The organism is Shewanella sp. SM71 (genome assembly GCF_025653905.1).
Taxonomy (GTDB): domain Bacteria; phylum Pseudomonadota; class Gammaproteobacteria; order Enterobacterales; family Shewanellaceae; genus Shewanella; species Shewanella oncorhynchi.
This window is the reverse complement of record NZ_JAKKRW010000007.1, coordinates 126,578-143,376: the sequence shown is the minus strand read 5'-3', so window position 1 is coordinate 143,376 and position 16,799 is coordinate 126,578. Positions and strand designations below refer to the sequence as shown.

The following is a 16,799-nucleotide window of genomic DNA, read 5'->3' as shown; positions in this document are numbered from 1 at the left end:
AACGAAGCAGTGCATTAAATACAGGAGCACAAACACGTGATCGACACTCGATCCCGTGCCAGTGACATCCAATCCCACATTAAAATTTTGCGGGAGCGTATCCAGTAACTTCCGTTAGCCCCATTTCACGGCCGATAGCCGTCATAGGGTGGATTACCACAAGCCCTTTGACAGACTTTTTCAGTTTGCCCATGTCCGCTTGTTCCGCTTTTGTCAAAGCACGATGGAAAGGCAAACCTTTGATATCTGACCCTTGCTTATTCAATAAGCGGGTTTGTTGCCCTTTCACACTGCCGATTTGCTTAGTGACCGCAGCGATTTCGCGTTTGAACTGGGCAATAATGACGTCATCGCCTCTTTGTTCAGCCGCAGCAAGTTTACGACGAAATTTATCTAATTTATCGTTAAGCTGCTGCAGTTCTTGCTTTAAATTCATTCTGTTACCTTAAATTACCTAAGTTAGCCACAGTAAAATCTTAGCTTGATTATGCTAGCGTCTGTGTCAAGGCCTGAGATTATAGCAGCAAGTTACAGATCCTCGTTACCGCTTTTATAACAAACGAATGATCTGATTGCTGCTACCGCGAAAGACAAGACTCGGATCGGCAAGACTTTGTTCAAATTTTCCGTCCACCAGCACATCAATATAGGCCAACACGGCGCGCTGTTCATCACTCAACTCATCGAGCACATAACCTGTCCACAGCCAAATATCCTTCCCCTTACACTCAGCCTTGACTCGTTTGACGAGCGTCAAAATGGCACTGAGATTGACAGGCAATAAAGGATCTCCGCCCGAAAGCGATAAACCACGGCGCACAATCCGCTGATCATTGAGATCGGCAATAATCCTATCTTCCATCGTCCTATCAAACACATGCCCAGAACGGGGATCCCACGTGCTTTGGTTGTAACAACCGCGGCACTGGTGCTCACAGCCAGAGACAAACAAGGTCGCACGGGTACCTGGGCCATTGACCACATCGATAGGGAAATATTGATGGTAATTCATTGATGGTCACTCATAGTGCATTTCATCTTTTAACACTGACACTCATCCCGTGGCACTATTTGATGCCACGGAATAAGTCTAACAGGCAGAATAAGGTAATAGTGTTACAAGTGTTTGATCCTGCGTTTTACTTCTTCTTGCTTGCCATAATTAAAGGGCCGCGCATCAGGACTGCCTAAGTAACCGCACACACGGCGCGTCACAGAAACCCGACTAGGCTCATGATTGCCACACTTAGGGCAAGTGAACCCTTTACTGGTACAACTAAATTCACCGGTAAAGCCACAGTCGTAGCATTCATCAATTGGCGTGTTAGTGCCATAGTAAGGCACGCGGCTGTAGCTATAATCCCAGACGTTTTCCAGCGCTTCGAGGTTATGCTGCATATTGGGATATTCGCCATAACAAATAAAGCCACCGTTCGCGATAGCGGGATATGGCTGTTCAAAATCAATTTTATCGTAGGGGTTAACGCTTTTTTCCACATCGAGGTGGAAACTATTCGTGTAATAGCCCTTGTCCGTCACCCCTGTGACTAGGCCAAATTGCTTCGCATCCAGTTTACAAAAACGGCTGCAAAGACTCTCACTTGGCGTGCTATACAGACTAAAGCCATAACCTGTTTCGGCCTTCCACGCATCGGTAGCCGCTTTAAGATAAGCAACAATAGCGACGGCTTTGTCCCTTAATTGTGCATCGTCAAATACATGGGTTTGGGTGCCATAGAGTGCATTCATGGTTTCATGCAGGCCAATATAACCGAGTGAAATCGACGCACGGCCATTTTTAAAGATTTGCGCCACATCATCATCTGCCCGTAAACGTACACCACAGGCGCCTTCCATATAGAGGATAGGTGCCACGCGGGCTTTAACACCGTTCAGTCGCTCAATACGGGTATCCAGCGCTTTACGGGCTAATACTAATCTGTCATCTAAAATGCGATAAAACTCAGTCTCATCGCCATTGGCTTCTAAGGCAATCCGCGGCAAGTTTAGACTGACCACTCCCAAATTATTACGCCCTTCATGCACAAGCTCGCCATTTTCTTCATAGGTGCCTAAAAAGCTACGGCAGCCCATTGGGGTTTTAAATGAACCGGTAACTTTCTCGACTTGCTCGTAGTTGAGAATGTCGGGATACATGCGCATTGTCGCGCATTTGAGCGCCATCTGTTTTACATCGTAATTGCAATCGCCCGCTTTATGATTAATACCATCGCGAATCGCAAACACTAGCTTAGGGAATACTGCAGTCTTGCGATTTTTCCCCAATCCCGCCATCCGCACTTTGAGCATAGATTGCTGAATTAAGCGTGATTCCCACGACGTGCCTAAACCAAACCCGAAGGTCACGAACGGTGTTTGGCCATTGGCAGTGTGTAAGGTATTGACCTCATATTCCAAAGACTGGAATGCATCGTGACATTCTTTTTCAGTTTGCGCCGTGGCAAAGGCTTTGGCGTCGGTAATCTTCCAATTCAGGGCAATTTGGTAATGCTTGTCGTAGCTCTTAGCGACAAATGGCGCTAACACTTCATCGATACGGTTGATAGTAGTTCCGCCATAGATATGACTCGCCACTTGGGCAATAATCTGCGCGGTCACCGCTGTCGCTGTTGAAATAGACTTAGGGGTTTCAATTTCGGCATTACCCATTTTAAAGCCGTGGGTCAACATGCCAGCTAAATCAATCAACATGCAGTTAAACATCGGGAAAAACGGAGAGTAATCTAGGTCGTGGTAATGGATCTCGCCCGCTTCATGGGCAGCGACTACATCCTTTGGCAAAATATGACTCTTGGCGTAATGTTTGGCGACTATGCCCGCGAGTAAGTCCCGCTGAGTAGGAATGACTTTTGAATCTTTATTAGCATTTTCATTGAGTAAAGCCGCATTGCTTTGCTCAACTAAACCACGGATTTCGAGGTTGAGTTTACTGGTCGCTTCACGGCACACATCTCTGTCGTGACGGTATTCGATATACACCCGCGCCAGGGACTTGTACGGCCCTTCCATCAGTAAATTCTCAACCGCATCTTGTAGATGGTGGATATCGACTTCTGCTAATGGCGCGACGCTCTGACTGATACACGCTGCCACTGTCGCTGCATAGTCGCCATCCTCTATTCCAACTGAGTTTGCAGCGGCATTCACTGCATCCCGTATCCTTGTTTCATCAAAAGGTGTGCGGCAACCATCACGCTTAATTACGACTGGCATTGTTCAGTTCCTCTCCATCTCGCCTAAAAATTAACACTACATCTAGTGATTTTAAAAGCATAAAACACAATATGTAGAGCATTAGGCTACAATGACGGTAAGGAGTCCATGATCCAGATCATAGTTTTTAGGATGAAATAAAAGAACAAACAAGAACTGCAGCTAGGCCCAATTATCTGAAAATTGCGCCTTGACCTGCTGATTAAACCCAGCTAGTTGAATGCGTGACAATTTGTGTTTATCACGCACTATGGATGTGAATTAACGTTTAGCAAGCGCAAGATAACTACTGAGTTGGCCCGATGCAGATTGATGTGCCCCCATAGATGAAGCGAGTTGCATCATAGATTTTAGCCCCTGCCACTGCTGCTTTTGAGCATCCGTAAGCGGAGGTTCAGAATTCAAATAATCCGTCAATTGGCTAAGGACTTTCGTGGCCTTCTGGGCTAGCACCGGCGACTGAGCATCATCCATATTGGTTAAGACGTTCTTAGCATCAACTAAGGTATTGATAAGAGGATTATTAGGTGATTTTTTAGCTAATGATTTGATTTCATCATCTAAAAAATCTTGCAACGATTGTTTAGTCGGCGTTGTTGTGCTCGGCACTGTAACACCGTTTTTCGATAAACGCTCGAGTTGCACATCCGATAAAATGCCATCTTTTTGTAAGCGCGACACCAATGCGGGAATATCGGCGACGCCAAATTGACCATCGGCAAAAAAATCCTTCGCCATCGATTGAATTTTCTGTGCGCGTTGCGCCCGTGGCGACAGCGCTATCTCATCGGTTTTACCTTTATCGGGTTTGGTAGCATCCGTCTGCGTTTTATTTGTTTCTGTCGTAGTATCGGTTTTAGCCGTGCTCGTCTTTTGGCTATTGGCACCATAGGCATCGGCGATACTGGCACTGCTGCGATTAAGATTAAAGGCATTTAAAATAGAATTCATCGTCAAAAATTCGGCGTCTAAGACTCAATGACGGTTTTAAAGCAAAAACTAAGCCAATCAAGTATTAATCAGTGCAACCCCTGAGTTAATAGCATCACTATGCATAAACCAACTTATATCTAGGACTGTATATCTTCGATCAAGGCAAGACATTGCCGCCTTAGTAAATCGAGTGCCTCAGCGTCCATCTGCACTTTATCAAGCAAGGTTTGCTTCAAGGCAAGAGCTTCGTGCCTGATACCCTCTCCTTGACTTGTCAGAGTGATCAGCTTTTTCCGCTCATCTTCAACGCAGGCTAATCGCGTAATCAACCCCTTCAACTCTAACCGCTTGACGATGGGCGTTAAGGTTCCCATATCGAGTTTAGTCGCCATTGATAGCTGGGTTTGGCTACAGCCGTTTTGACGCCACAGGGTTTGCATCACTAAATATTGAGGGAAAGTTAACTCGTATGCCTCGAGTAGAGGCCGATAAGCACGCACTAATGCATTGCTCGCAGAATATAACGCGAAACAAACATTATCGGATAAACAGAGTGGATCGCTAGAAGCTTGGCTATGAGTCTGTTTTGTAGCGTCTAGCTCAGGTTGAGGTAAGCAATTTTGCACGTTTAAGCGCCTGTCATTTAAACATAACGCTATCTTATCCGATCTGTCCCACCCCATCTAGTTTGCGCGCAAACTATTTGCATTCAATCTTAAAGCCACGTAGAGTTAACATCATTAGTTTGCGCACAAACAAAAGGTGAGTTTTTATGAAGAGTATGACTGAAACCCGTGAGATCCATCTAGCTAGTCGCCCAGAAGGCATGCCTACAGCACAGAACTTTACTTTAGTAAATAAAGCGTTAGCACCACTCGCTGATGGACAAGTGCTGATTAAAAATCTATGGATGTCGGTTGACCCTTACATGCGCGGGCGCATGGTTGATCGCAAGAGTTATGTTCCGCCCTTCGCCTTAAATCAAGTCTTAGAAGGCGGTGCGATTGGTGAAGTTATCGCGTCAAAAAACACCGAGTTCCCGGTTGGTACTAAAGTCAGCAGCATGCTAGGTTGGCGTGAACACGCAGTCACAGATACAGCAGGACTGACCGCTCTACCACTAACTACGCTTGATAATTCACATTTCCTCGGCGTACTCGGAATGCCAGGCATGACAGCTTGGACAGGACTGACTCGCATTACAGATTTAAAAGCGGGTGAGACACTGTTCGTTTCCGCAGCCTCTGGCGCAGTAGGTAGCGTAGCCTGCCAAATTGGTAAACTAATAGGTGCTCGTGTAATAGCCTCTGTCGGTTCAGATGAAAAAGCTGAATTATTAAAAAGTTATGGTGTTGATGCGGTCATCAATTACAAGACTTGTGGCAATCTCACCCAAGCGTTGACAAAAGCTGCGCCAGAAGGGGTTGACGTGTATTTTGAGAACGTCGGTGGCGAGCATTTAGCCGCAGCGCTGAGCAATATGAAAGATCATGGACGTATCGCTGTTTGCGGTATGATTTCGCAATATAACAACACAACTCCAACGCCTGGCCCTGACAACTTAGCCCTAATTGTAATGCGAAAACTCAAGTTAGAAGGTTTTATCGTATCCGAACATTGGGCGCATTATCCTGAGTTCACCGCCAAAATGGCTCAATGGTTAGCGGAAGGCAAAGTCAAAGCAGAACAAACAATTTATCAAGGGCTTGAACAAGCACCTGATGCTTTTATCGGTCTATTTGAAGGTAAGAATCGCGGTAAAATGTTGGTAAAACTAGCCTAAGTCACCAACAAAGCGGTATAAACATCTCAATATGAGATAACAAATAGTCGGTATCGCAAAAGTGATACCGACTTTTGTTTATTTTGCAATCAAACGCTATCTATATGAAAGCTTTTGACTCTACATTTTGCATCATCAGCCTTTCCAGAGCGCAGCTTCAATCAAGTGGGCGACTTTCTCCACCGCAGCTTCGCCGGCGGCAATCGCCTCATCAGCACGGTGAAACTCCATAGTGCCGATATTTCCCACCTCTGGCACAATACAAATATCTGGTGGATCGCCCATCAACCGCGCCCGTTTATACCTTTGCTCTAAAATACCCATAGATTGCGACATCACAGCAATCATCCCCGGATTCGATTTAGTGCCGAGTGAAAACTTATCGGTTAGGTTGCTGACATAATCTCGGCCACGGGCGAATAAATCCATAAAGCCCGTTTCTTGTCGCGCTGGCATATCCATTTCAGCTTGGACAGTCCTTTGGCTGGTCATATTCACGGGTAACACTTGGATACGCCCAGAATGATAGCCATATAAATCCACTGCAATCACCACATCAACGCCCATGGCGCGGCTGACCGAAACAGGAACAGGATTCACTACAGCACCATCGACTAACCAGCGTTCTCCTTGTCTGACAGGGGCTAAAATCCCCGGCATGGAGCAAGAGGCCCGTACCGCTTGCCGTAAATCCCCTTCAGTAAACCAAATTTCCTGACCAGAGTATAAGTCAGTCGCGACGGCTGCAAAGGGACGATTGAGATTTTCAATATTCACATCTCCTATACGTGCATGCAGCACATCGAACACCTTGTCTCCGCCGATAAGCCCGCCCTTACGCCATAGAATATCCATCAAGCCAAGCACGTCCCAACTAGAAAAACCGCGCACCCATTTTTCTAACTCGGGTAAATGATCATGGGCGTAAGCGGCCCCCACTAAAGCCCCTACCGAACATCCAGCCACTTTATCGGGCTTAATACCCATGGCAGCTAAACCATTCAATACACCTATATGTGCCCAACCTTTCGCCGCCCCACTACCCAAGGCAATACCTACCGAAGGGGTTGTTCCGTTAGCCATAAATCATTTCTCCTGTAACTCAATGCAGTACACGATAACGTAAAATCCTGCCATATCCACTGTCAATCGGTAAAAACGACACAATTAAGAGGTTGTAATACCAATGTAAATAAATACAATCAACAGAGCATAAATGGCACACTTTCTACATCAATCCGTGCATGAAGCAGAGATAATCACCGATGTGGATAGCTGAGCAAGGGCGATTAAGGCTATAATCTGCCCTTACTAAGATTTAGGGGATATACCTTTGCAATTTACCGATTTTTCTCTGGACCAGCGTCTGCTTCAAAGCATAAAACATATGGGGATCACAGAACCCACCGCCATCCAGGAACAAGCACTGCCTATCGCATTGGCAGGTAAAGATTTAATGGCGTCATCAAAAACGGGCTCAGGTAAAACCTTAGCGTTTTTGTTACCCGCATTGCAAAGAGTCATTTCTACCCGCTCACTGTCGAAACGTGATCCTAGAGTCTTGATTTTATTACCGACTCGCGAACTAGCACATCAGGTTTATAGTCAGCTTCGCCTCCTTGTCGCCAACACCCAATACAAGGCCATCAGCGTACTGGGCGGTGAAAACTTTAATGACCAAGCCAAAGCCTTAGCGAAAGAACCGCATTTTATTGTCGCGACTCCAGGCCGTATCGCCGATCATTTAGAACAGAAGCATCTTTTTCTCAATGGCTTAGAGTTATTAGTCCTCGATGAAGCCGACCGCATGTTAGATTTAGGCTTTGCCCCGCAGTTAAAAGCCATCAACGATGCAGCCGATCATAAACGCCGTCAAACGCTGATGTTTTCTGCCACGTTAGATCACGACGAAATCAATGATATCGCAGCAACATTACTAAAAAATCCAGCGCACGTGGCGATTGGCGCGGCTCACTCTGAGCATAACGATATTCATCAACGTATCTTTTTATGTGACCACTTAGACCATAAAGAAGCGTTATTAGCCCGTTTGCTCAAAAATGAAACCCATAAACAAGTGATTATTTTTACCGCGACGCGTCCAGATACTGAGCGCTTAGCCGCTAAATTAACCACGCAAGGTTTTGCAACCGCCGCACTCAGCGGTGATTTAAAGCAGGCCGCACGAAACCAAATCATGGACCAATTTGCCCGTGGCCAACAACAAGTACTAGTGACAACCGATGTCGCCTCTCGCGGCCTGGATTTGCTCAATGTGTCCTTGGTCGTTAACTTCGACATGCCTAAATTTGCCGAAGAATACGTGCATCGTATCGGCCGTACTGGTCGTGCCGGCGCAAAAGGTGATGCGATATCGCTCGTCGGGCCAAAAGATTGGGACAACTTTAAGAAAGTCCAAGTCTTCCTCAGAAAAACCTTTGAGATCAGCACAATTCCAGGCCTAGAAGCTAAATTTAGTGGTCTAAAAAGCAAAGCTAAACAAACGCCAGTAAAACGTGTTGCTAAAGCGGAGCTTGCTAAAGGTAAGAGCAAAAGAACCAAAGCAACCACACCAGCTCCGTCGCGGGATAAGCGTTTCATCACGGGCGTGGATGTCGGCGATGCTCCTATGCGTAGAAAACCTGCTGCGGCACAATTACTACAAGATAATGATACTGAAGAAGTTTAAAACTAATTTAAGCATAAAGGCCGGTGGATTTAACATCAGATATTATCTCTGATACAAATCACATAGGCATGATCTAATACTGGAAATTGACATACTAAAATTATCAGTCTGTCGCCAAGCGAATCAAAAGCGCATGGTAAACACTGATCCTCATGTCATTTCCAGCTACAATAGCGCTATTATCGATATTTTGAAGGTGTAACATGAGAGTTTGTGGTGTTGAATTAAAAGGTGGCGAAGCCATTATCAGTTTATTGAGCTATGAAGGTGAAACCTTCAATGTGCCAGAATGCCGTAAGGTGTCTTTCACCGTTTCCCAATCTGCTACCACAGAAGCTATTCGTGAGTTTCACTTCGCTTTTCATAAGCTTATGCAAGATTATCACGTTGATGAAGTTGTCATCATAGAACGTGAGCAAAAAGGTAAACTCGCGGGTTCAGCGACAAGCTTTAAACTTGAAGCAGCCATTCAATTAGGGGAATTACCTGTCAGTCTATTGTCTCCTGTCACTATCAAAGAGCAAAACAAGCGCAATCCCCCCCAAGTTGATTTCGATAGTTTAGATCTTAAAAAAGTACAGCAGTTAGCTTTCGAAGCCGCTTATGCCCATCAAAATCGCCGAATTTTTGGCAAAGTATAAGTAATGTGATGAACTCAGGCTCCGAAGTCATTCGGAGCTAAATCCTCTATGAATCCATTAAAGTACTTAAACGGTTACAGCCTTGATATTCAACAGCAGGTACAGCAACATCTCGATGCTGGCACATTACCCAAGCTATTGCTGAAACGTCATCCTGTCATACATAGCGTTCGAAGCGATAAAGCGCTGTACGACTATACTCAGACGATTAAAAATCAATTTTTACGCCAGTCCTCCCCGCTCTTAAAAGTGATATTTGATGACAAAATTAATATTAGCCATCATGCACTTGGCTTGCATTCTTACGTAGCACGAGTTCAAGGCAATAAAATCAAAGCGAAGAACGAAATTCGCATTTCTTCGCGTTTAAAGCGTGTGCCAGAACCTTTGTTGCGTATGGTCGTAGTACATGAATTAGCCCATTTAAAAGAAAAAGATCACAACAAAGCTTTCTATAATTTGTGTACCCACATGGAGCCGGATTATCACCAGTTTGAATTTGATTTGCGCTTATTATTGACTTGCATCGACGCTAACATATCCCCTTATTCTACAGATAAAGTCGACACCTAACCTTCGTATATTTTTCGCCCAAAACTTGACTGATAATGGTTTTCATTTAGAATACTGAAGTATCTCACGCAGGAGAACTCAGTAATGACAATGACGAAACAGAATATCGATAAACTTTTGAGCAAATGGTGTAAAAAACAAGCTAAAAAGTTACTCAAAACACAGGCGAAATCTGTTTCAAGTTCAGGAAAAGTGATTCCATCCTTATCTCGTCTGAACACCCTGACTGATAAATCTTTGACGAACAAAAAGGCTCAACGAAAGCACCTCACCCAATTACTCTCTAAGCATATTGCTCAGCAAGAATTTGCCCATAGCAATAAGTCAACACTCAAAAAACAATTAAAACTCGCGAAAGCTAAGTTTATTGCCGCAAATGATGCGACATTTTCATCGACTATTATTACTCGACTTTCTCCTTTACCCACGGAACACAGCTTTGCATTACGTCCCTTTAAAAAATCACCCTGTGGTGGCTGTCCCGCATTAAAAGGTAAATTGTGCAAGTGCGCATTAAAAGTGATGCAAAGGCGCCACGCAAGCTGATAGGCACGATTTAGCACTGCATATTGGGTTCTCTGTTCAGTCCTTAATAAAAACGTTATAAGCTCTTCAGCCGCACAATTTTCCTCTTCACAACCTTTTGAATGACTCGCTATACCACTTCTAACTGAAGATCCTATCTATTTTATCCCCTTATGTTTTATCGCCACGACTTCGAATCGAACAAATTTTAAGCTTTCATACAACTCGAACAGTACTCGTGATAGCAGGAAAATGTCTACCACAATAAGCATTTTGGAAACAAAAATGCCGATGAAATTTTCATTTCATCGGCATTGATAAACTCTTCTAGAAAGTCAGTGCTATTGTTTATTCAAACTTTGATACTATAAATTCTATTAGCTTAGGATTGGCTAACCTAAGTTCATTATAGCTTCACGACTCTTCACCATATTAGTGAATGTGCGTAAATCTTGATTCGCTAACTTGCTCGACATAGGAATATCGGCTTTCAACGGATCAACAGGTTTACCATTGATATGGAATTCATAATGCAAATGCGGGCCAGTCGAACGACCTGTATTACCAGATAAAGCAATCACTTGACCGCGAGTTACACGTTGACCTTTACGCACTAACGCCTTAGACAAATGTAGGTAACGGGTACGGTACTTACCACCATGTTCAATCACAATATACTTACCAGCAAACTGATGGTCCGTCACTAAACTGACAATTCCATCACCAGGTGCAACAACTTTAGTCCCGATCGGCACAGAAAAGTCTGTTCCATTATGGGGAGAAATACGCCCTGTGATTGGGTGTTTGCGATGGCTGTTAAAACGTGAACTCATACGCGGTTGTTTAGCTAACGGATAACGTTGGAATGCCCGAACTAAACTCTGACCTTTAGCATCATAATAACTACCATCAGAATATTGATATGCACTAATTTCAGAACGGCCACTTTTAATACTGACGCCTAAAATTTGGCTACTTCCCGTCGGTTCACCTTCAACATATTGATCATTTACCAAAACTGAGAATTTGTCGCCAGCTCGTAAATCACGGGCAAAATTCAATTTTTCTTTGAGTAAATCTTCAATTCGCTGAATATCTGCAGCGGCTAAGCCCATTTTTTGGGCTGAAACGTAGAAAGAACCTTTAATATCGCCAGTCAAAATTCGATTTTGCCAAACACCTTCAACGTTCACTTCTTCAACATTAAAACTACCGTCTTCATAACGCGTAAAAACCACTTGGCGGGCAGCGTTAAAATAAAGTTCTAATTTTTGTAACTGACCTTCACTATCAAGCCAAAATTGCATTCTGTTACCTGGTAACAAGGTATCAAGTGCCAAAATGTTTAAATCAGCTTCTAAAACCTTATACATAGTCTGCTGATCAACACCCGCCTTGGAAAATAACCCACTTAAGGTATCACCGGAAACGATAATTCGCTCAAACTGGGGAGCATTATTAATGAGTGCAGCTTGATCTAGGACTTCAGGTTCAGAAACTTGAGGGAGAATATTTTCAATATCGAGAACAACAGGGATACGCTGAGCAGTTGGCGTAACATGGTTATTATTCGGCATCAACATCGCAGCACCCATCAACAAACTACCCATTAATAGAATGTTCTTTTGGGTCGATGATAAGTTCTGCAAACGGGTTTGCGATAAGTTGATAAAGTTGGGTTTGCCTGTTTGCAACGCTTTTCACCTTTCGTTAACTTTGCGTTCTATTTTTGACCAGTCCCTTTGAGGGAAGCCCGAATTTTTTCCAACTTATATCAAAAAAACGATTATGACAAACGCTATTTCACTCTTTTGTTGCACCATTAATGAAAAACATGCGCTAGTTGGCATTTCCAACTCACTTTGTGTGTATTATCCGAATGTTAAACACACAGGAGATACAATAAATAACACTTATAAAACAATTTGTTATTTATCGCACTCTGTGAGAATGAGCAACTAAGGCAAAACTATCGTCATTTCGCTCCCATGTGAGGTTTTATTGATGTCGATGCGGGTATTTATCTGCTCTTTCATTTCCGACACGTGCGAGATCACCCCTATCATGCGGCCAGAGGATTGCAAATCCATCAGGGTCCGAATGGCCAGTTCTAAAGAATCTTGATCTAAACTGCCAAAGCCTTCATCGATAAATAAAGTATCGAGTTTAATACCACCTGCATAAGCTTGCACGACATCAGATAGGCCTAACGCCATAGATAATGCTGCCATAAAACTTTCACCACCGCTTAAGGTGCCCACAGGACGCACTTTGGAGGTATAAGCATCTTCTACTTCCAATTCGAGCCCAGAAGCTTTGTTACCCTTGGCCCTATCTTCCTTACGCAATAAACGATAACGCCCTTTGCTCATCAGATGTAACCTGTGGCTTGCCTCCAACAGCACATCGTCGAGCAGTACACTTAACACAAAACGTTGCAGGCTGATCTTATTACCCGTATTTCCATTAGCGACATCTGCAAGGGTGCCGATAACCGCATATTCATCTTCCAAAACCTTAGCTTTTGCATCGGCAATACTCAGCTGGGTTTGGGTTTGCATCAGTAATACTGTGCGAGTGTGAAGCAACTGCCATGCCTGCTCGGCAGCGTGTAATGCTTGCTGCGCGAACTCAAGCTCAGCAGCCAGCTTAATGCTATCGGGTAGTACTTTATCCTTAAGCTTAAGTGCTAACTGCTCGCACTGTGCCTTGGTCAAAGCACTGCGCTGCTGGTAAGCCTCAATCTCGCTGGCTAATGCACGCTGTTGTTCTTCATCCAGCATGGCCTCAAATAAGGCCTGTTGATCGGCAAAACCTGCTGCGACTAATTGCTGATTGAGTTGCTGCTGTGCACGCGTTTGCTGGGCTAATGCCGCCTCAGCAGCATTTTCAGCACCATTAAGTGCCGCTTTAGCCGCAACAAAAGATTGGCCAGTCTGTTGTTGGAGATCCCTAACACTAGTGATCTGTTGCTTAATTTGGCTGATACTTTGCTGATTTTGCGCGATTGCTGCAGTTAAGGCCTCAAGCGTTGCAAGCGCAGATGGAACACTTTGCTGCATGTGCGCTAACTGCCCCTGCAATAGATCCACTTTAGATTGCAGTGCACTGTCGTGTGTTTGTCCTTGCTCTAACTTTTGTTGTAAATGCGTTTCCTGTGCGTGCAACAATGCAATCTCTTGCTGTAACAGCTGTAACTGCTGATGGGCTTGCTCCGCTTGAGTGAGTGAGAAAGCGAATTGCGACAAGGTATGTATATGTTCGTCTAAAGGAATATCAACCGCAGTGCCCAATTGGACCGCGAGATCTTGTGCTTGCTGTTGCAAGGTTTCTAACTGCGTTTGTAGCCCACGATATTCCGCTCTGGCTTTGCTCAGGATTTCTTGAGCATTCGTTTCAACCTCTAGTGCTAATTGCAGCGCTTCATCACTTGGGAGTGGCTCTTGGCTTTGTGCTGGCTGTGGATGTGTTTGGCTACCACAAACGGGGCAAGGTTCATCTTGCTGTAATTGCCGCGCTAAAATAGCGGCCTGCCCTTGGTGCCAAGTCAACAATAAGGCTTTATATGCAACCTGTGCTTGCTGATGCTGAGCACTGAGTTGTCGCCCTTTGACTTTAGCCTCAACAAGTTTTGCCTGTGTCGACGATACCCTTGCCGCCACTTGTTGCCATTGCTGATAAGTCGACAATAACTGCTGTTGCTGCTGGTGCGCTTGTTGCAATGAGAGGCGTGTTTCGCTGTTGGCCTGTAGTTGCGGCAGAACGGATTCCAATTCACGGCGTTTTTGGATTGCGGTGGTTAACTCATTTTTGCTGTTCTGAAGTTGTGTTTTCGCACTAATTAGCTGCGTTTGCTCTTGTTCAAGGGTTTTATTAAGCCTATCCAATTCCCTGAGCTGCGGCCCTAAGGCATTCAGTTGTTGTTTAACCTGTTCCTGTTCGAGTAACGACGCTTCCAACACGGGCAAATCAGCAGCCTTAAGCTCTGCGTTATCGAAGGCTTGTTTAGCATTGGTTAATGCTGTTTTCGCATGTTCAAGGGCAAGACTTGCCGTCTTGGCTTCCTGCTCACGGGCCACAAACACCTCAAGCATGGGTGCCAAGTGCTGCGCCTGTTTAGCCAAATTCAGTTTGTAGGTTTGCGCAGCCATGTTTTCTTGCTGTGCATCAAGGGCTGCTGCCGTTTGCGTTAAGGCATCAAACTGCGCAAATTCGGCCAATAAATGCTGGGCGGCATCGCTGGTTTTTATCACCCATTGTTGCTGCTGTAATGCTTGTTCTTTCGCACTTTGGGCTGTTTCAAGTTCTGGCGTAAGCTTGGCTAATTCACAGCTAAGCTCGTCATCGGATGCTAAACCCGCACTTTGTAAGATGCCATCACGGCGACTGCGTTGATCTTTCACTAAGGCGCGGATATCTACAGCCTTATTTTTTAAGGAATCTTCAATACGTCGGTATATATGCGTTTGAAATAGCTGACTAAATATCAGTTCTCTGGCTTTAGAATCTGCCATTAACAATTCGCGAAATTTTCCCTGCGGCAACACCATCACTTGGCGAAACTGCTCCACATCGAGGCCAGTTAAGGCTTCAATCTCAGCAGTTGCCTCTGAGACTTTGCTCGCTACAAGCAAACTTTCATTACCCTCGGCGTCTATCTTATATAACTGAGCTTCGGGCTTCTGCACCGTTGAGCCGTCACCGCTTTTTTTAACTCTGTCTTGCTCTGGCACACGGCGAATACGATAACTGCTATTACCCAACTGAAAACTAAAAGTGACTTCTGTTAGCAAACTATCATCGGCCATATCGCAGCGCATCTGGCTGCCTTCACGCTCATTACCCGTGGTTTTGCCATAGAGGGAAAAGCAAATACCATCGAGCAAGGTCGTCTTACCCGCACCAGTGGGTCCATTAATCAAAAATAACGGATTAGTCCCTAAGGCCGTAAAATCAAGTTCTTGCGTCGATGCAAAGGGGCCAAAAGCTGACATGGAAAGGCTAAGTGGTCTCATGCTTGGCGCTCCTCATTGTGTAGCTTAGTCAGGAGTTCATCCATTACAGCTTGCTGTGCTTGTGTTAATGACTCACCGGACACTTGAGAGAAAAAGTCACGGAACATGTCCATCTCGCCTTTTTTGATATGATCTCGGCTCAAGGTGACTTGTTGCTGCCCCGCCATCAGACCAGTCCGCTCTAAATGCAGCACATTAGGGTAAACGGCTCTCAATTTTCCCATAGCATCTAAAATGGCATGTTTATCAAGAAGTCTGACCATAAGGTAGTCCTCACGCTTGATATCCGTTTTACCTTGGGCGAGTAATGTGGCTAACTCCCCTTCTAAGATGCGGACATCGCGTATTGACGTTAATGGCAATAAACTAATTTTAATCGGCGTTTGCGCGCTAAGTTCGACTAAGGTCACCGACTTATGTTGATGTTGTTCGCTAAAGGAATACTTCAAAATCGATCCTGAGTAGCGCACATGCTCTGCACCTTTGTATTGCGGTCCGTGCAAATGCCCAAGGGCGACATAATCAAACTCAGTAAATAGCGTTGGCGATATTTTATCGGCGCCACCAATGCTCAGTGGCCGCTCAGATTCTGACTCGCTGCCACCATCTAAAAAACAATGGCTTATCACCACTTTCGGCAAACCTTGGCTATCGTGCAGGCGTACTTGTTCAAGCAATAGCGTCATTGCGGCCTCATGGCTTGCCGCCTCACACTCAAAAACTTGGCGCACTGTGGCAGGTTCGGCATAGGGCAAGGGATAAAACACCACATCACCGCTTGAACTCGATAAAGTAATGGGATTAATGTCAGCACTCAAAGGCCCAATAATATGTAACCCACTTGCCGCCATTTGTTTTGCTGCAAAACCTAAGCGCTCGTGACCATCGTGGTTACCCGCAATCATAATGACTTGCAGGCCCAAATCATGCACTAAGCGGTTAAGCACATCATCTAACAGCGCAACCGCATTCGCAGGCGGAATCGATCTGTCATAAATATCCCCCGCCACAATCACGGCATCCACCTTGTGTTCATCCGCTAAAGCAATGATTTGCTCGAGCACAAAAGCTTGATCATCCAGTAGTGATTGATTGTGTAATTGACGACCTATGTGCCAGTCCGAGGTGTGGATAAATTTCATAATCGCTCTTTTAAAGAAGTGGTGGCGCTAAACCCGAGCGCACATGCCGCCCGTCGATGCAAATAAGACTGGCAAGATAGACACTGCACTTATATCAATCGGATTAAATATGTACACAATATTTAAAATACACGCCAAAACAATAAGAAGCCTAAAAAGTGTATTAAAAATGACAGGTAATACTATTCAAAAAACTTGAAAGAGTACACCTAACTCAAAGTAGGATGAGACGTTTTAAGTCGTCATTTGGCGGATCTTTTGGGT

The 16,799-nt window shown here is 44.8% G+C and carries 14 protein-coding genes; 5 read left to right on the top strand and 9 right to left on the bottom strand.

The features are described 5' to 3' along the window. Positions 1-79: 79 nt before the first annotated feature. The 5 genes from L5L97_RS08945 to L5L97_RS08925 form a co-directional block, all read right to left on the bottom strand. Positions 80-436 (bottom strand): YibL family ribosome-associated protein, encoded by a 357-nt coding sequence (locus tag L5L97_RS08945; RefSeq protein ID WP_028760414.1) that lies wholly within the window; start codon positions 434-436, stop codon positions 80-82. 114 nt (positions 437-550) lie between these two features. After that, the gene (gene nrdG / locus L5L97_RS08940; protein ID WP_105252903.1) at positions 551-1,012 is read right to left on the bottom strand and encodes an anaerobic ribonucleoside-triphosphate reductase-activating protein; all 462 of its coding nucleotides are present in this window, start codon (positions 1,010-1,012) and stop codon (positions 551-553) included. Between the two features lie 104 nt (positions 1,013-1,116). Beyond that, on the bottom strand, positions 1,117-3,234 hold the full coding sequence (nrdD, locus tag L5L97_RS08935) for an anaerobic ribonucleoside-triphosphate reductase (RefSeq protein ID WP_173496522.1): 2,118 nt from the start codon (positions 3,232-3,234) through the stop codon (positions 1,117-1,119). A gap of 261 nt (positions 3,235-3,495) precedes the next feature. Continuing rightward, positions 3,496-4,185: a hypothetical protein gene (locus tag L5L97_RS08930; RefSeq protein ID WP_263181097.1), complete on the bottom strand. Its 690-nt coding sequence runs from the start codon at positions 4,183-4,185 to the stop codon at positions 3,496-3,498. A 119-nt stretch (positions 4,186-4,304) separates the two neighbouring features. Beyond that, the gene (locus L5L97_RS08925) at positions 4,305-4,793 is read right to left on the bottom strand and encodes a MarR family winged helix-turn-helix transcriptional regulator (protein WP_105252906.1); all 489 of its coding nucleotides are present in this window, start codon (positions 4,791-4,793) and stop codon (positions 4,305-4,307) included. A 146-nt stretch (positions 4,794-4,939) separates the two neighbouring features. Here L5L97_RS08925 and L5L97_RS08920 point away from each other — a divergent pair, with 146 nt between their 5' ends. Next, a complete protein-coding gene (locus L5L97_RS08920; RefSeq protein ID WP_198572213.1) occupies positions 4,940-5,950 on the top strand; it encodes an NADP-dependent oxidoreductase in 1,011 nt (336 codons plus the stop codon). 135 nt (positions 5,951-6,085) lie between these two features. On the opposite strand, the gene rssA is transcribed toward L5L97_RS08920, so the two are convergent. Next, entirely contained in the window at positions 6,086-7,033 is a 948-nt protein-coding gene (rssA, locus tag L5L97_RS08915; RefSeq protein ID WP_263181098.1) for a patatin-like phospholipase RssA, read from the bottom strand. Positions 7,034-7,283: 250 nt separating this feature from the next. On the opposite strand from rssA, the gene L5L97_RS08910 reads away from it, so the two are divergent. From L5L97_RS08910 to L5L97_RS08895, 4 genes are all read left to right on the top strand, one after another. Further along, entirely contained in the window at positions 7,284-8,639 is a 1,356-nt protein-coding gene (locus L5L97_RS08910; RefSeq protein ID WP_263181099.1) for a DEAD/DEAH box helicase, read from the top strand. A 203-nt stretch (positions 8,640-8,842) separates the two neighbouring features. After that, the gene (locus L5L97_RS08905) at positions 8,843-9,280 is read left to right on the top strand and encodes a DUF3010 family protein (RefSeq protein ID WP_263181101.1); all 438 of its coding nucleotides are present in this window, start codon (positions 8,843-8,845) and stop codon (positions 9,278-9,280) included. 48 nt (positions 9,281-9,328) lie between these two features. Further along, complete coding sequence (locus tag L5L97_RS08900) at positions 9,329-9,853, top strand: M48 family metallopeptidase (protein ID WP_263181102.1); 525 nt, start codon at positions 9,329-9,331, stop codon at positions 9,851-9,853. A 90-nt stretch (positions 9,854-9,943) separates the two neighbouring features. Beyond that, on the top strand, positions 9,944-10,399 hold the full coding sequence (locus L5L97_RS08895) for a hypothetical protein (RefSeq protein ID WP_105253145.1): 456 nt from the start codon (positions 9,944-9,946) through the stop codon (positions 10,397-10,399). Positions 10,400-10,770: 371 nt separating this feature from the next. Here L5L97_RS08895 and L5L97_RS08890 read toward each other — a convergent pair whose 3' ends face one another. The 3 genes from L5L97_RS08890 to L5L97_RS08880 form a co-directional block, all read right to left on the bottom strand. Beyond that, complete coding sequence (locus tag L5L97_RS08890) at positions 10,771-12,072, bottom strand: peptidoglycan DD-metalloendopeptidase family protein (RefSeq protein ID WP_028760425.1); 1,302 nt, start codon at positions 12,070-12,072, stop codon at positions 10,771-10,773. Between the two features lie 264 nt (positions 12,073-12,336). Beyond that, positions 12,337-15,393 (bottom strand): AAA family ATPase, encoded by a 3,057-nt coding sequence (locus L5L97_RS08885; RefSeq protein WP_263181103.1) that lies wholly within the window; start codon positions 15,391-15,393, stop codon positions 12,337-12,339. After that, positions 15,390-16,535, bottom strand: a complete 1,146-nt coding sequence (locus L5L97_RS08880; RefSeq protein WP_263181104.1) for an exonuclease SbcCD subunit D — start codon at positions 16,533-16,535, stop codon at positions 15,390-15,392. Before L5L97_RS08880 ends, L5L97_RS08885 begins: the two co-directional genes overlap by 4 nt. Positions 16,536-16,799 lie beyond the last annotated feature (264 nt).

Coding starts and splice junctions, on each gene's coding strand:
- L5L97_RS08945 (WP_028760414.1), bottom strand. CDS start 436: ATGAATTTAAAGCAAGAACTGCAGCAGCTTAACGATAAATTAGATAAA.
- nrdG (WP_105252903.1), bottom strand. CDS start 1,012: ATGAATTACCATCAATATTTCCCTATCGATGTGGTCAATGGCCCAGGT.
- nrdD (WP_173496522.1), bottom strand. CDS start 3,234: ATGCCAGTCGTAATTAAGCGTGATGGTTGCCGCACACCTTTTGATGAA.
- L5L97_RS08930 (WP_263181097.1), bottom strand. CDS start 4,185: ATGAATTCTATTTTAAATGCCTTTAATCTTAATCGCAGCAGTGCCAGT.
- L5L97_RS08920 (WP_198572213.1), top strand. CDS start 4,940: ATGAAGAGTATGACTGAAACCCGTGAGATCCATCTAGCTAGTCGCCCA.
- rssA (WP_263181098.1), bottom strand. CDS start 7,033: ATGGCTAACGGAACAACCCCTTCGGTAGGTATTGCCTTGGGTAGTGGG.
- L5L97_RS08905 (WP_263181101.1), top strand. CDS start 8,843: ATGAGAGTTTGTGGTGTTGAATTAAAAGGTGGCGAAGCCATTATCAGT.
- L5L97_RS08900 (WP_263181102.1), top strand. CDS start 9,329: ATGAATCCATTAAAGTACTTAAACGGTTACAGCCTTGATATTCAACAG.
- L5L97_RS08895 (WP_105253145.1), top strand. CDS start 9,944: ATGACGAAACAGAATATCGATAAACTTTTGAGCAAATGGTGTAAAAAA.
- L5L97_RS08885 (WP_263181103.1), bottom strand. CDS start 15,393: ATGAGACCACTTAGCCTTTCCATGTCAGCTTTTGGCCCCTTTGCATCG.
- L5L97_RS08880 (WP_263181104.1), bottom strand. CDS start 16,535: ATGAAATTTATCCACACCTCGGACTGGCACATAGGTCGTCAATTACAC.